Origin of the sequence: Frankia gtarii (assembly GCF_025403375.1) — a bacterium.
Classification (GTDB): Bacteria; Actinomycetota; Actinomycetes; order Frankiales; family Frankiaceae; genus Frankia; species Frankia gtarii.
The window spans coordinates 12556-27168 of record NZ_JAMPTM010000070.1; the positions used below are offsets into that span (position 1 = coordinate 12556).

At 74.5% G+C, this 14613-nt stretch carries 9 protein-coding genes and 1 pseudogene; 6 read left to right on the forward strand and 4 right to left on the reverse strand.

Annotated elements, in window-relative coordinates; all coding sequences use genetic code 11:
- Nucleotides 1-37: 37 nt before the first annotated feature.
- Nucleotides 38-3931 carry a cobaltochelatase subunit CobN gene (cobN, locus tag NBZ83_RS12910; RefSeq protein WP_261565996.1) on the reverse strand — a complete coding sequence of 1298 codons (3894 nt, stop codon included), beginning with the start codon at nt 3929-3931 and terminating at the stop codon, nt 38-40.
- A gap of 241 nt (nt 3932-4172) precedes the next feature.
- Between cobN and NBZ83_RS12915 the strand changes: the two genes are divergently transcribed.
- From NBZ83_RS12915 to NBZ83_RS12930, 4 genes are all read left to right on the forward strand, one after another.
- On the forward strand, nt 4173-5552 hold the full coding sequence (locus NBZ83_RS12915) for a ferredoxin-like domain-containing protein (RefSeq protein WP_261565997.1): 1380 nt from the start codon (nt 4173-4175) through the stop codon (nt 5550-5552).
- Nucleotides 5543-6196 (forward strand): precorrin-8X methylmutase, encoded by a 654-nt coding sequence (locus NBZ83_RS12920; RefSeq protein ID WP_261565998.1) that lies wholly within the window; start codon nt 5543-5545, stop codon nt 6194-6196. Before NBZ83_RS12915 ends, NBZ83_RS12920 begins: the two co-directional genes overlap by 10 nt.
- On the forward strand, nt 6193-7857 hold the full coding sequence (locus NBZ83_RS12925) for a precorrin-2 C(20)-methyltransferase (RefSeq protein WP_261565999.1): 1665 nt from the start codon (nt 6193-6195) through the stop codon (nt 7855-7857). The genes NBZ83_RS12920 and NBZ83_RS12925 overlap by 4 nt, the downstream gene beginning before the upstream one ends.
- A 104-nt stretch (nt 7858-7961) precedes the next feature.
- A complete protein-coding gene (locus NBZ83_RS12930) occupies nt 7962-9608 on the forward strand; it encodes a dolichyl-phosphate-mannose--protein mannosyltransferase (RefSeq protein WP_438803144.1) in 1647 nt (548 codons plus the stop codon).
- A gap of 29 nt (nt 9609-9637) precedes the next feature.
- On the opposite strand, the gene NBZ83_RS12935 is transcribed toward NBZ83_RS12930, so the two are convergent.
- From NBZ83_RS12935 to NBZ83_RS12945, 3 genes are all read right to left on the reverse strand, one after another.
- Complete coding sequence (locus NBZ83_RS12935) at nt 9638-10489, reverse strand: cobalt-precorrin-6A reductase (protein WP_261575012.1); 852 nt, start codon at nt 10487-10489, stop codon at nt 9638-9640.
- Nucleotides 10486-11346: a precorrin-4 C(11)-methyltransferase gene (gene cobM / locus NBZ83_RS12940; protein ID WP_261575013.1), complete on the reverse strand. Its 861-nt coding sequence runs from the start codon at nt 11344-11346 to the stop codon at nt 10486-10488. Before cobM ends, NBZ83_RS12935 begins: the two co-directional genes overlap by 4 nt.
- Before the next feature lie 231 nt (nt 11347-11577).
- The gene (locus NBZ83_RS12945; RefSeq protein ID WP_261566002.1) at nt 11578-12342 is read right to left on the reverse strand and encodes a DUF3710 domain-containing protein; all 765 of its coding nucleotides are present in this window, start codon (nt 12340-12342) and stop codon (nt 11578-11580) included.
- Nucleotides 12343-12594: 252 nt separating this feature from the next.
- Between NBZ83_RS12945 and NBZ83_RS12950 the strand changes: the two genes are divergently transcribed.
- Entirely contained in the window at nt 12595-13878 is a 1284-nt protein-coding gene (locus NBZ83_RS12950; RefSeq protein WP_261566003.1) for a DUF5925 domain-containing protein, read from the forward strand.
- A gap of 385 nt (nt 13879-14263) precedes the next feature.
- A pseudogene (locus NBZ83_RS12955) lies at nt 14264-14613 on the forward strand (methylcrotonoyl-CoA carboxylase); the annotation flags it as partial.

Here is a 14613-nt window from a genome sequence, read left to right on the forward strand (position 1 = left end):
CCGCCCGGTGCGGGCGGGCGAGCCTGGCCCTATCGGGTCAGGCCGGTCCGACGCCCGCGGGGCCGTCCTCCAGGTCACCTTCGGTGCGGAGGTAGAGCTCCTGCAGGGCGTCGAGGGTGGCGGGCTCCGGGTGCTGCCACAGGCCGCGGGCGGCGGCCTCCAGCAGCCGTTCGGTGATGCCGTGCAGCGCCCAGGGGTTGGACTCGGCGAAGAACTTCTGGCTGTCGGCGTCGAGGGCGTAGGTCTCGGCGAGCCGCTCGTACATCCAGTCGGCCACGACGCCGGCGGTGGCGTCGTAGCCGAACAGGTAGTCGACGGTCGCGGCCATCTCGAACGCGCCCTTGTAGCCGTGTCGGCGCATCGCCGCCAGCCAGCGGGGGTTGACGACCCGGGCGCGAAAGACCCGGGAGGTCTCCTCGGTCAGGGTCCGGGTGCGCACGGCCTCGGGGCGGGTGCTGTCGCCGATGTAGGCGGCGGGCGCCCGGCCGGTCAGGGCGCGCACCGTCGCGACCATTCCGCCGTGGTACTGGAAGTAGTCGTCGGAGTCGGCGATGTCGTGCTCGCGGGTGTCGACGTTCTTCGCGGCCACCGCGATGCGCCGGTAGGCGGCCTCCATGTCCGCGCGGGCGGGGGTGCCGTCGACGCCGCGGCCGTAGGCGTAGCCGCCCCAGGTGGCGTAGACCTCGGCGAGGTCGGCGTCGTCGCGCCAGTTGCGGCTGTCGATCAGCGGCAGCAGCCCGGCGCCGTACGCCCCGGGCTTCGACCCGAAGATGCGCAGCGTGGCCCGCCGCTCGTCGCCGTGGGTGGCCAGGTCCGCGCGGGCGTGGGCGCGGACGTGGTTGTCGCCGTCGGGTTCGTCGAGGCCGGCGGCCATCCGCACCGCGTCGTCGAGCATCGCGACCACGTGCGGGAACGCGTCGCGGAAGAACCCGCTGATGCGCACGGTCACGTCGATGCGCGGGCGGCCGAGCTCCGCCAGGCCGATCGGTTCCAGCCCGCTGACCCGGCGTGACGCGTCGTCCCAGACGGGCCGGATGCCGAGCAGGGCGAGCACCTCGGCGACGTCGTCGCCGGACGTGCGCATCGCGCTGGTGCCCCAGACGGACAGCCCGACCGACTCCGGCCAGTCACCGGTGTCGGCGCGGTAGCGGTCCAGCAGCGACGTCGCCATCGCCTGGCCGGTCTCCCAGGCCAGCCGGCTGGGTACCGCCTTCGGGTCGACGGAGTAGAAGTTGCGGCCGGTGGGCAGCACGTTGACCAGGCCGCGCAGCGGGGAGCCGCTGGGGCCGGCCGGGATGTAGCCGCCGTCGAGGGCGTGCAGGATGCTGGTGATCTCGTCGGTGGTCCGGTCGAGGCGCGGCACGATCTCGGTGGCGGCGAAGCGCAGCACCGCGCCGACGGCCTCCCGCCGCGGATCCGGGTCGGTCGGGTCGGCGGCTGCGGGATCGGCTGCGGGATCGGGCACGGGTTCGGGCGCAAGTTCGGGTGCGGTCGGCAGGACGGCGCCAGGGACGGTGCCGAGGACGGCGTCGAGGGCGGCGGGGACGGCTTCGAGCGTCCAGCCGCGGTCCTCCATCGCGGTGACCAGGGCGAGCGCGGTGCGTTCGGCGGCGTCGACGTCGCCGCGGGGGGCCGTGTCGTCCTCGGCGAGGCCGAGGGCCTCCCGCAGGCCCGGCAGCGTCCGCTGGCCGCCCCACATCTGCCGGGCACGCAGCATCGCGAGAACCAGGTTGATCCGCGCCTGGCCGGTCGGGGCGACGCCGAGCACGTGCAGCCCGTCGCGGATCTGCGCGTCCTTGACCTCGCACAGCCAGCCGTCAACGTGCAGCAGGAAGTCGTCGAACTCGGCGTCGTGCGGGCGGTCCGCCAGGCCCAGGTCATGGTCGAGTCGGGCGGCCTGGATGAGCGTCCAGATCTGGGCGCGGATCGCCGGCAGCTTCGCCGGGTCCATCGCCGCGATCGAGGCGTGCTCGTCGAGGAGCTGCTCCAGGCGGGCCAGGTCGCCGTAGCTTTCGGCGCGGGCCATCGGTGGGACGAGATGGTCGACCAGGGTGGCGTGCGCGCGCCGCTTCGCCTGGGTGCCCTCGCCCGGGTCGTTGACCAGGAACGGGTAGATCAGCGGCAGGTTGCCGAGGGCGGCGTCCGTCGGGCAGGACGCGCTCATCCCCACCGTCTTGCCGGGCAGCCACTCCAGCGTGCCGTGCTTGCCGAGGTGGACGACGGCATGCGCGCCGAACCCGCCCTCGGCGGGCGGTGCGGCGAGCCAGCGGTAGGCGGCGAGGTAGTGGTGGCTGGGCGCCAGGTCCGGATCGTGGTAGATCGCGACCGGGTTCTCCCCGAAGCCGCGCGGCGGCTGGACCAGCAGCACCACGTTGCCGGCGCGCAGGGCGGCGAGGACGATCTCGCCGGCCGGGTCGCGGGTGCGGTCGACGTACAGTTCGCCCGGCGGCGGGCCCCAGTGCCGCTCGACGCTGCCCCGCAGGTCGGCGGGCAGCGTGTCGTACCAGGCCCGGTAGTCGGCCGCGGAGATCCGTACCGGGTTGCCGGCGAGCTGCGCCGCGGTGAGCCACGCCGGGTCCTGCCCGCCGGCCGCGATGATCGAGTGGATGAGGGCGTCGCCGTCCTGCGCGGCGACCCCCGCCAGGGCGTCCGGGCCGTCGTCGGGGCCGATGTCGTATCCGGCGGCGCGCATCTCCCGCAGCAGCCGCACGGTGCTCGCCGGGGTGTCGAGGCCCACGGCGTTGCCGATCCGGGAGTGCTTCGTCGGGTACGCCGACAGCATCAGCGCGACGCGGCGCCCCGCGGGGGCGACGTGGCGCAGCCGGCCGTGCGCGACCGCGATGCCGGCGACCCGGTCGGCCCGCTCGGGATCGGCGACATAGCTGGTCAGCCCGTCGGCGCCGACCTCCTTGAAGGAGAACGGCACGGTGATCAGACGGCCGTCGAACTCGGGGATCGCGACCTGGGTGGCGGCGTCCAGCGGCGACAGCCCGTCGTCGGAGTCCGCCCACGCCGCCCGGCCGCCGGTCAGGCACAGCCCCTGCAGAATCGGGATGTCCAGCGCCGCCAGCGCCCCGACGTCCCACGCCTCGTCGTCCCCGCCGGCGGCGGCCCGCGCCGGCTGGCTGCCGCCGGCGGCGAGCACCGTGACGACCAGGGCATCGGCCCGGCCCAGCGTGGCGAGCAGCGCCGGCTCGGCGGTGCGCAGCGACGCGCAGTACACCGGCAGCGCCGCGCCGCCGGCCCGCTCGACCGCGGCGCACAGCTCCTCGACGAACATCGTGTTGCCGGCGACGTGATGCGCCCGGTAGTACAGCACCCCGATCACCGGGCGGGTCTGGTCGGCGTGGCCGATGTGGTCGGCCGGTGCCTGCTGGCCACCGGCCGCCGGTGCGGGCGGAACCGTGGCGGCGGGCCGGTCGAGCACGCCCCAGGCCGGCGTCGTCACCGGCGGGGCGAACCCGCCGCCGGTGAGCAGCAGCGTGTCGGCGAGGAAGCGGTGCAGCTCGCCGAGGTTCGCCGGGCCGCCCTCGGCGAGATAGGCATGCGCCTCGGCGCAGATGCCCGCAGGCACCGTGGAGATGGCCATGAGCTCCGCGTCCGGGGCCCGTTCGCCGCCGAGGACGACCACCGGCCGCGGCCCGGCGAGCAGGGCGGCCAGGCCCTCCTCCCACATCCGCCGCCCGCCGAGGATGCGCACGACGACCACGTCGGCGCCGTCGGTCAGCTCGTCGAGGTCGCTGGCGGCGGTGACGTCGAGGCGCGCCGGGTTGCCGAGCCGGTAGCGGGCGCCGCTGGCCCGCGCGGAGAGCAGGTCGGTGTCGGACGTCGACAGCAGCAGGACGACGGCGTCGAACTCGCCCTCGGTTCCGGCCGGGCCGGGGCCGTCTGGGGTGGCGGCGGTGGGTTCGGACGGCGGCGCAGGGGTCATGGGTTTGCTTGCCTTTCCCCGGGGCTTCGGGCCCCGCGTCAGCCGGCCCGTGCCGGGCAGGTCCGCTCCCCGGCGGCGGCGCGCCGACCGCGTGGGACGGACCCCGGGATGCCTCGCCGTGCGCCGCCTGTGGCCGCCTCACCTTGGCAGAGCGGGCGCGGGGTGTGTCAAGCGCTGTGTGGATAACGCCAGGAACAACGATCAACCGACAGGTGCCGGACAGGGCACGTATGCTCCGCCGGTGCCCACCAGCCCGCGGGAGCGTGCCCACGACGCCTGCCCCGGCGTGCTGCGGACGCATCCGGCCGCGGACGGCGCCCTCGCCCGGCTGCGGATCCCCGGCGGCTCCCTCGGCGGCGGCGCGGCGCGCATGCTCGCGGCCTGCGCCCGCGATGTCTCCGACGGCTGGCTGGAGCTGACCTCCCGCGGCAACGTGCAGCTGCGCGGCCTCGCCGACGGCGCCGCCGCGGTGCTCGCCGCGCGGGCCGGGGCGGCAGGGCTGCTGCCGTCGGCCACCCACGAGCGGGTCCGCAACATCGTCGGCTCCCCCCTGTCCGGGCGCGGCGCCGGCGGGCAACGTGACATCGCGCCGCTGGTCGACGCCGTCGATGCCGGGCTGTGCGCCGACCCGGAGCTCGCCGCTCTGCCCGGCCGGATGCTGTTTGCCGTCGACGACGGCAGCGGCGACCTGGCCGCGCTGCCCGCCGACCTGACCCTGCGCGCCCTGCCGGCGGGGGAGACCCTGCTGCTCGTCGCCGGCGAACCGGTCGCGCTGCGGATGGCGGACCGTACCGCCGTGCCCGCGCTGCTCGCCGCCGCCCGAGCCTTCCTCGACGTCCGCGCCGCCGGTGGCGCCGCCGCGGCCGCCTGGCGTGTCGCCGAACTGCCCACCGGGCGAGACCGTCTGCTGGCCGCCGCCGCGGCCGCGGCCCGGCCCGCCGCGGACACCGTCCTGGACGGGGTCCTGCCCGAGGCCGCTGCCGGGACCGGGACCGCGCCGGTGGGTGCCCGGCCGGGCACCCACGCGCAGCGAGACGGCCGGTGGGCGCTGACAGTGCTTGTCCCGCTCGGGCGGCTGCACGCCGATCAGCTCGACCTGCTCGCCGCGGTCGCCGAAGACGGTGGTGACGGCCAGGTGATCGTGACGCCTTGGCGGTCGGTCGTGCTGCGCGACCTCGACCTCGCGGTACTGGCGGGAGCCTCGGACCGGCTGGGCGCCGCGGGTCTCGTCGTCGACCCGGAGTCCGGGTGGGTCGGCGTCACCAGCTGCGCCGGGCGGCCCGGCTGCGCCCGGGCGCTCGCCGACGTTCGGCGCGACGCCGCCCGATCGGCCGAGGTGGCGGGTTCCGTCCGCCGGGAGCTGCGGCCCGTGCACTGGTCGGGCTGCGCTCGCCGGTGCGGCCAGCCGGCCGGCGAGGTGGTCGAGGTCGTCGCGGACGTCGCCGGCTACCGGATCCACGGCGGATCCGGCGCGGTGTTGGCGGTGCCCTGGTCGGATGGCGGTGAGCCGGGCGAGCTGTCGGTCGCCGGGTGGGGCGTGCTTGTCGACGCGGTGGCGGCGCGACGGTCGGTTGCCCGGCGGCGATGCAGGGACGGACGGGAGGCTGGTTCATGGAGGTGACGACGGCGGGAACGCCGCGTTCCGACTACGTCCGGGACGGGGCGGAGATCTATCGTCGCTCGTTCGCGACGATCCGGGCCGAGGCCCGCCTCGACGGGCTGCCCGCGGACGTTGCCCGGGTTGCCGTCCGCATGATCCATTCCTGCGGCATGGTCGACCTCGTCGACGATCTCGCGTTCAGCCCGGGGGTCGTCGCCGCCGCGCGGGCGGCCCTGCTGGCCGGCGCGCCGGTGCTGTGCGACGCCCAGATGGTCGCCGCGGGGGTGACCCGTCGCCGGCTGCCCGCCGACAACGAGGTGCTGTGCCTACTCGGCGATCCGCGGGTGCCAGGGCTCGCCGCCGAGCTCGCCACCACCCGCAGCGCCGCGGCCGTCGACCTGTGGGCCGACCGTCTCGCCGGCGCCGTCGTCGCGATCGGCAACGCCCCGACCGCCCTGTTCCGGCTGCTGGAGCTCGTCGCCGCCGGCGCGGGACGGCCGGCGGCCGTCCTCGGGGTGCCGGTGGGGTTCATCGGCGCGGCCGAGTCGAAGCAGGCGCTCGTCGACGACCCCGCCGGTTTGGAGTTCCTTGTCGTGCAGGGCCGGCGCGGTGGCAGCGCGATGGCGGTCGCCGCCGTCAACGCGATCGCGAGCGAAGACGAATGAGCGGCCCGCGCGAGCCGGCAACCGAGCCCGGCTCGGCCGTGTCCTCGGCCGTCGCCCCGACGGCGGTGGCCAGCCCGGCGGGCCGGCTGTGGGGCGTCGGCGTCGGCCCCGGCGATCCCGAGCTGATGACGCTGCGGGCCGCCCGCCTCATCCACGACGCGGACGTGATCGCCTACCACAGCGCCCGGCACGGCCGCAGCATCGCCCGGTCGATCGCAGCGGCCCACCTGCGCGGCGACCAGATCGAGGAGGCGCTGGTCTACCCCGTCACCACGGAGACGACCAGCCATCCCGGCGGCTACCGGGGGGCGATCGACGAGTTCTACGAGGACTGCGCCAAGCGGCTGGCGGTCCACCTCGACGCCGGGCGGGGCGTCGTCGTCCTCAGCGAGGGCGACCCGTTCTTCTACGGCTCGTTCATCCACCTGCACCGTCGTCTCGCCGACCGTTACCCGACCGAGGTGGTGCCCGGGGTGACGTCGCTGTCGGCGGGCTGCGCGGTGCTCGGCCGCCCGCTGGTGGAGGGCAACGAGGTGCTCACCGTGCTGCCGGGCACGCTGGCGCCGGAGATCCTCACCGAGCGCATCGCCGGTACCGACACCGCCGTGGTGCTCAAGATGGGCCGGACGTTCCCCGGGGTCCGCGACGCCTTCACCGGCGCCGGCCGGCTCGCCGACACCTGGTACGTCGAACGGGCGACGACCGCCGGCCAGCGGATCGCCCCGCTCGGCGAGGTCGACCCGGCGACCGTGCCCTACTTCTCCCTGGCCGTGCTGCCCAGCCCGGTGCGCGGCCCGGACGACCCGGCGCCGCTGCGCGCCGGCCAGGCCGACTGGGTGCTCGCGGGTCCCGCGAACCAGCCGGCCACGTCCACAAGCCAGCCGGCCACGCCGGCCGTGGCCACGCCGCCCGCGGGCGAGGTCGTCGTGGTCGGGCTCGGCCCCGGCGCGCAGGACTGGTTGACCCCGCAGGCCTCCGCCGCGCTCGCCGCCGCCGACGACCTCATCGGCTACGGCCCCTACCTCGACCGGGTCCCCGCCGATCCGCGCCAGCGCCGGCACCCGTCGGGCAACACGGTCGAGGCGGAGCGCGCCGAGCTCGCCCTGGAGCTGGCCGCCGGCGGGGCGAACGTCGCCGTGGTGTCCTCCGGTGACCCCGGCGTCTTCGCGATGGCGACCGCGGTCGTCGAGGCCGCGGCGCAGCCGCGTTTCGCCGACGTCGACGTGCGGGTCGTGCCCGGCCTGACCGCCGCCCAGGCGGTGGCGAGCCGGGTCGGGGCGCCGCTCGGCCACGACTTCTGTGTGCTGTCGCTGTCCGACCGGCTCAAGCCGTGGGAGGTCATCGAGCGGCGGCTGCGCGCCGCCGCGGCGGCCGACCTCGTCCTGGCGATCTACAACCCGGCGTCGCGGACGCGGCGCGAGCAGCTCGAGCGGGCCCGCGCGGCGCTGCTGGAGCACCGCGCGCCGGACACCCCGGTGGTGATCGGGCGTGACGTCGGCGGCCCCACCGAGACCGTCACCGTCACGACCCTCGGCGCCCTCGACCCGGTCGGCGTCGACATGCGCTGCCTGCTGCTCGTCGGCTCCTCGACCACGCGCATCGTCCACCGCGGCACCGGCCGCGACCTCGTCTTCACCCCACGCCGCTACCCGGCGCCCTGAGGCGGCGGCGCGTACCGCGATCGGCGGCGGTCCGGGGCTTGTGGGCCGAGATGAACACCGCCGCCCGACGGTCTGAACAAGGACTTACTTAGGCTGCCCACGTGATGGCAGTGAGCGCCGCTGATTCCGTCGGGTCCGGAATCGACCAGGTCGGTTCGAACCGGCGGCGTCCGTCTGGTTCCGTCGACTCCGCCGATGTGCTGCGGGTGCGGCTGTGCCCGCCGATGCCCGGTGACCGGGTGTTCGGCTGGGTGGCCGCGTTCGCGGTCACCGTGGCCGCGGGCATCCTGCGGTTCTGGCAGTTGACCGAGCCGAAGGGCATGAAGTTCGACGAGGTCTACTACGTCAGGGACGCCTGGGGTCTGATGACCGCGGGCTACGAGGTGAACGGCAATACCTGCACCGGCCCGGCCTTCGTGGTCCATCCGCCGCTCGGCAAGTGGTTCATCGCCGCCTCCGAGAAGGCCTTCGGCTACATCGACTGCGCCGGCGTCGTGCACGGCAATCCCGAGCTCGGGTGGCGGTTCGCCTCGGCGCTGTTCGGCACCCTGGCGGTGCTGGTACTCACCCGCACCGCCAGGCGGATGTTCCGGTCCACCGTGCTCGGCTGCTTCGCGGGCCTGCTGCTGACCTTGGACGGATTGGAATTCGTCCAGAGCCGGATCGGCATCCTCGACATCTTCCTCATGGCCGGGATCGTGCTGGCGCTGGCCTGCCTGGTCCTCGACCGTGATCACGGCCGGGCCGGACTCGCCGCCCGGGTCGCCGCCGCGGGCCCGCAGCCCGGCGGTCCACCGGCCGCGTCGCGTCCGACCATGCCCGAGGCGACCGACGGTCTCGTCCGCTACGGGCCGAGGGTCGGGCCGCGGCCCTGGCGGATCGCCGCCGGCCTGTGCCTCGGAGCGTCCATGGGCGTGAAGTGGAGCGCGATCTACACGCTGATCGGTTTCGCCGCGCTGGCCCTGGCCTGGGATGTCGGCGCCCGGCGCACTGCAGGCGCCCGCCAGCCGGTACGCGGTGCACTACGCCGCGACCTGCCGGCCTGGTCCGGCTGCTACGTTCTGCTGCCGATCGTGACGTTCCTGGCCACGTGGACCGGCTGGTTCGTCACCGACGGCGGTTATGACCGGCACGTGCACGGCGACGGGTTCCTCGCCGCCTGGCAGGGCTGGTGGGACTACCAGCAGGCCATCCTCAGATTCCACGAACAGCTCGACGCATACCACGTGGCGCAGTCCACCCCCCTGAGCTGGCTTGTCCTCGCCAGACCCGTCGTCTACGACTACGACAGCCCGAAATTCGGCGAGCAGGGCTGCCGCGCCGTCGGCGGCTGCACCCGCGAGGTCCTGGCCCTGGGTAATCCGGCGATCTGGTGGGCCGGCACCGCCGCGCTGGCCGCCATGCTCGCGCTGTGGGTAAGCCGCCGGGACTGGCGGGCCGCCCTGGTGCTCGTCGGCTTCGGTTCCTCGTTCCTGCCGTGGCTTGCGTTCCCCGACCGGACGATGTTCTTCTTCTACGCCCTGCCGCTGTTGCCGTTCCTGATCCTCGGGATCACCGCGTCCGCCGGCCTCGTGCTCGGCCCCCGTGACGCCTCCGACATCCGCCGCCTGATCGGAGCACTGTCGTGCGGGGCCTATCTGATTGCCGTTGTGCTGATGTTCGCCTACTTCTATCCGATCCTCGCCGCCCAGCTGATCTCCCAGGATTCCTGGCGCGCCCGCATGTGGTTCCCCGGATGGACCGTCACCTGATCCTCGACCGGGGCGATATCGACAAACGGTTATGAGGATTCCAGAAGGGCGGCGAACCCGTTCGTCGGCTCGGTGGGCAGGGCGGTCAGCCAGTGGGCCGCCGCCTCGACGCCGGTCACCAGGGGAACACCGGGAGGCGTCGACGGGCGGTCGACCATGATGACCGGCAGGCCGAGGTCACGGGCGGCGGTGAGCTTGGCCGCGGTCATCGTGCCGCCGCTGTCCTTGGTCACGACGGCGTCGATTGCGTGGCGGCGCAGCAGCTCCGTCTCCCCGGCCACGTCGAACGGCCCGCGGTCGAGGATGACCGTCAGCCGCGGCGGCAGCGTGCCGGTGGGCGGGTCGACGCAGCGGGCGAGGAACCAGGGCCGGTGCTGATCGGCGAACAGCGCGAGGTCGGTACGCCCGGTGGTCAGGAACACCCGCGGCGCCTGCCCGGGCTCGCCGTCATTCCCGTCCGGCCTGGCCGGTGTGAACCGGTCGACCAGGTCCGCGGCGGCTGGCAGCGACGGGACTCGGCGCCAGTCGTCCCCGGGCCGCTCATGCCAGCCGGGGCGGTTCAGGATCAGCAGCGGGACGCCGGTGGCCGCCGCGGCCGCCGCGGCGGCGGCGCTCATCCGGGCGGCGAAGGGATGGGTGGCGTCGACCATCGCGTCGATCCGTTCGGCGCGCAGGTGGTCGGCGAGGCCGGCTGGGCCGCCGAAACCGCCGATCCTCACCCGGCAGGAGGGCGGCACCTGCGGGTCGCGCACCCGGCCGGCGAGCGAGTAGACGATGTCGAGACCCGCCTCGGCGGCCAGGGTGACGGCCAGCCGACGGCCCTCACCGGTGCCGCCCAGCAGCAGCACCCGCCGCGGTGCTGGCCGCGCTGGGACGGTCATCGCGGCCCGGCCGGGTCCAGGTTCCCCGGCGCCGACCCGCCGGACAGCGAGTCCTCGGACAGCGAGTCCCCGGGCACCGAGGACCAGCCCGTGGCGGGTGCGGGCTGGCAGCCGTCGGGGGCGAAGCGCTGCGGCGAGTACAGGAAGCTGTCGCGGAAACCCGCCGCGGCCAGCGCCCGGCCGACGATGATCACGGCGGTCTTCGTGAGGCCGGCGGCTCGGGACTGGGCGGCGATGTCGGCGAGCGTGCCGCGCAGCACCACCTCGTCCGGCCGGCTCGCCCACGCCACCACGGCCGCCGGACAGTCCGGTCCGTAGCTGGGCACGAGCTCCTCGACCAGCGTCTCGATGCGGTGCACGGCCAGGTGCAGCACGAGTGTCGCCCGGGACCGGCCGAGGGTGGCCAGGTCCTCACCGGGGGGCATCGGGCTGGACAGCACGGCCGTGCGGGTCAGCACGACGCTCTGGGCGACGCCGGGAACCGTCAGCTCCCGGCGCAGTGACGCGGCGGCGGCGGCGAACGCGGGCACCCCGGGGGTCACGTCGTAGGGGACGCCCGCCGCGTCCAGCCGGCGCATCTGCTCGGCCAGCGCGCTGTACAGGGACGGGTCGCCGGAGTGCAGGCGGGCGACGTCGTGACCGGCGGCGTCGGCGGCGCACAGCTCGGCTGTGATCGCGTCGAGGGTCATCCGGGCTGTGTCGACGAGCCGCGCGCCGGGCGGGCAGTGGGACAGCAGCTCGGCGGGGACGAGGCTGCCGGCGTACAGACAGACCGGGCAGGATGCGACCAGATCCCGCCCACGCACGGTGATGAGATCGGCGGCGCCGGGGCCCGCGCCGATGAAGTGCACGGTCATCCGTGCTCGCAGGCTCGGGCAGCGCGACCGTCCGCCGCGGCGGAACGGGCGGCGATGTCGGTTGCGATGTCGGTTGCGGTTGCGGTGGTGGGCTTGGGGGCGCCGCCCGCGGTGCCGGCGGGCCGCCGCGGGGTGCTCGACACAACCGGCCACGCTAGCAGTCCGGCCGGGGCGGTATCCCCGGATCGCGCCGAGCGGTGGCCGCCCGCGGCATCCGGATCGCCCTGAACCTCAGGCGCGCGGCCGCGCCAGACCCAGGGTCATGATCTCGGGAGCCGCTCGCTGGGCCGGGACCTCGATGATGCGCTTGCCCCTGCTGTCGGGCGTGGTCAGCGGGATCGGCTCGCGGACGGGCATCGGCGTGTCTCCCCGCACCACGACCGTCGCGGCGAGAAGCTCGTCGAGCGCGGGCGCCGCCGCCGGATCGGTGGCCGCCGGCCCGGTGAAGACCGCGCAGAGGAACCACCGCGGCCCGTCGATGCCGACAATCCGGGCGGGTACCGGGCCGGACCCGACGTCGATCGGCAGGTGCAGCTCGGGCCCGCGCGGGCCGGGCCGGCAGGCATCGGGGTCGTCCGGAGCTGTCGCTGCGAGCAGGTCCGCGCGGATAGCGGCCCACAGCTGCTGCCCACGAGGAGCGGCCAGCGCGGACAGCTCCAGGGCGGAGGAGCCGTCGGTCGCGACCAGCGCCCGCACCGGCCCGTCGAGGGACAGCCGGATCCAGGTGCCAGCGACCCGCGGGATCAGCAGCGCGCCGAAGTCCGCCCGCTGCCGGCCGTCGTCGGGCCGCGCGGCAACATCGTAGGGTCCCGTGACATCCGTGACATCCGTGACGTCCGGGGCATCCGGGGTGTCCAGGACGTCCGTGGCCTCCGGGACGTCCAGGTCAGGGTCGGTCGATGCCTCGGTGTCGCCACGTCGGAGGCGGATCCGGCCGAGCTCGCCGATCCGTGTGACGCCACGTCGCCGTCTGTGGCTGCCTCGCTTACCCAGCATCGCCGACCACCTCCATTCTGGAGCTTGTAGTGGGCAAGGCATGACGGCGGGTAGGCGCGCCGACCATGCCGCCGCGAAGTCGGTGTTCGCGCCTGCCGACCTCGCAACCTGCTCGGATGCGCCCCGATGGAGGTCGCCGATGGCCTGCTGACACCGCCCGCGGCGGGTAACGTCCCCCGAATGGCGTGACGTACCGGCCTAAATCGCGTAACGGGATGGTCGAACCCCTGCGAGTCCGGGACCATCGAGGATGTGTCGGTTCCCAGTCAGAAAGCGTCGCTGCCCAAGTCCTGGACGGTCTCCGAGTCGCTGAGCGGGGGGATGAAGCTCCCGTTTGTCGTCGGCCTCGACGACTCGGACACCCCCTATGACGTCGTCGACGCGCTCGCGCTCGCTCCCTTCACGACCGGTGAACAGCCGTGGGCTCGCAGTGCGCGAGTGGATCGGCTCCGCCCCGGAGCGACCCTGTTGCCATCCGGAGCGCGAGTGTTGCGCTCCGTTGTTGAAGAGTCACGCGATTCCCGCCTTGCGGTGGGAGAAGGTTGGACGGTGCGGTCCGTGCGCTGGCGCGGTGGTGGCGGCGAGGTCACCGTGACCGCAGTCAGCGAGCAGCTCGCCCGCGGCGTGCTCGAGGACGTGCTGCGCTCGTCCGTGGCCGAGACCGGCTCGGACAGCTCCGTCAGCATGGGTTTCTGGTATCTGTCCGGCCAGCGCGGGCCGATCCGGACCAGCCGGCGGACCGCGACGACGAGGTGGTCGTCGATCCGCGGCAACTACGCCTCGGCGGCGCGGGACTCCCTCGACAAGCTGATGGCGATCCGCCGCGACAATGTGGTGGGCCGGCTGGTCCTGCTGCACGGCCCGGCCGGGACGGGGAAGACGACGGTGCTGCGCGCGCTCGCCAACGAGTGGCGTTCCTGGTGCCAGGTCGACTGCGTGCTCGACCCGGAGTCGCTGTTCGCCGACCCGGCGTATTTGATGGAGGTCGCGATCGGCTTCGACGACGACGGGGACCCCGACAGCGATTCCGGTGACTCCGACGACAGCTTCGGTGACTCCGACGACAGTTTTGGTGACTCCGGCGGCTCTGACAGCTCCGGCGGTTCTGACAGCTCCGGCGGGTCCGGCGGTGGCGAGGGCGACCGGATGGGTCAGCCCGGTGTCCGTCGCTGGCGGCTGCTGGTGATCGAGGACTGCGACGAGCTGATCCGCGGGGACGGCCGCGGCTCCACCGGGCAGCAGCTGTCGCGGTTGCTCAACCTCACCGACGGGCTCGTCGGCCAGGGCCGGGAGGTGCTCGTCGCACTGACCACGAACGAGGACCTGTTCCGGCTGCATCCCGCTGTCGTCCGGCCGGGCCGCTGCCTGGCGCAGATCGAGGTGGGCGCCCTGCCTCATGCCGAGGCCGTGTCCTGGCTCGGCTCCGCCGACGGGGTCGGTTCGACGATGACCCTCGCGGAGCTGTTCGCCCTACGCGACGGCCGCGGGCTGCCCCGCCCCAGCGGCGCCGACACCCGCCACGGCCTGTACCTGTGAGGTGAGGGCCGCCCGGGTGCGCCCGGGCGGCCCGGACCCCGCGCCCGACGCCTGGAGGAGCAGTGCGGCCACGGCAGGCAACGTTAGTGTGCCGGTGAGCGTCCTTCACGATGGGCGCCGCAGATCCCGGCGTCCGATGGGCCGAATCGTACCGAGCGATCGCCGAATCGGGCTGTCGCCGATAAGGTGAGCCGCAGTGGGGACAACCTGTGCATTTCAGCTCGATAGTGGGTAGAGCGGTATCGGCGGGTCCGGCTGCGACAGGGGGCGTGTCTGTATGTGCGAGCACGTTCCGCTGCGGCCGCGGGCGTCTCGGGTTGGTGTGCACCGACCTGGGTGAACGCCACATTCGGCAATGTCGTGTTCACCTTTGTGGGGAGTGATTGTGACGGCGGTGCGTTCCGGTTCCATCGCCGGGCAGCGGTCCGCCGAGGTGCGTCGAGCCTCGGCGATGCCGGTCCTGACCAGCCGGGTTGATGCCACCGGCGAGCAGGCCCGGCGCAACGCCGAGGGGCACTGGCACGCCGTGACCGATCTGCAGGAGCGACTGGCCGTCGCGGCCGTCGGCGGTTCGGAGCCGGCCAGGGCGCGGCACGTCGCCCGCGGCAAGCTGCTGCCCCGGGACCGCGTCGACGGGCTGCTCGACCGTGGCAGTCCCTTCCTGGAACTCTCCCCGCTCGCCGCGAACGGGCTCTACGACGACCCGGTGCCGGGGGCGGGCATCATCACCGGGAT

Excerpts from the sequence above, each read along its gene's own strand:
- NBZ83_RS12945 (WP_261566002.1), bottom strand. The coding sequence starts at position 12,342 with ATGCTGGGTAAGCGAGGCAGCCACAGACGGCGACGTGGCGTCACACGG.
- cobM (WP_261575013.1), bottom strand. The coding sequence starts at position 11,346 with ATGACCGTGCACTTCATCGGCGCGGGCCCCGGCGCCGCCGATCTCATC.
- NBZ83_RS12925 (WP_261565999.1), top strand. The coding sequence starts at position 6,193 with ATGAGCGGCCCGCGCGAGCCGGCAACCGAGCCCGGCTCGGCCGTGTCC.
- NBZ83_RS12920 (WP_261565998.1), top strand. The coding sequence starts at position 5,543 with ATGGAGGTGACGACGGCGGGAACGCCGCGTTCCGACTACGTCCGGGAC.
- NBZ83_RS12930 (WP_438803144.1), top strand. The coding sequence starts at position 7,962 with ATGGCAGTGAGCGCCGCTGATTCCGTCGGGTCCGGAATCGACCAGGTC.
- cobN (WP_261565996.1), bottom strand. The coding sequence starts at position 3,931 with ATGACCCCTGCGCCGCCGTCCGAACCCACCGCCGCCACCCCAGACGGC.
- NBZ83_RS12935 (WP_261575012.1), bottom strand. The coding sequence starts at position 10,489 with ATGACCGTCCCAGCGCGGCCAGCACCGCGGCGGGTGCTGCTGCTGGGC.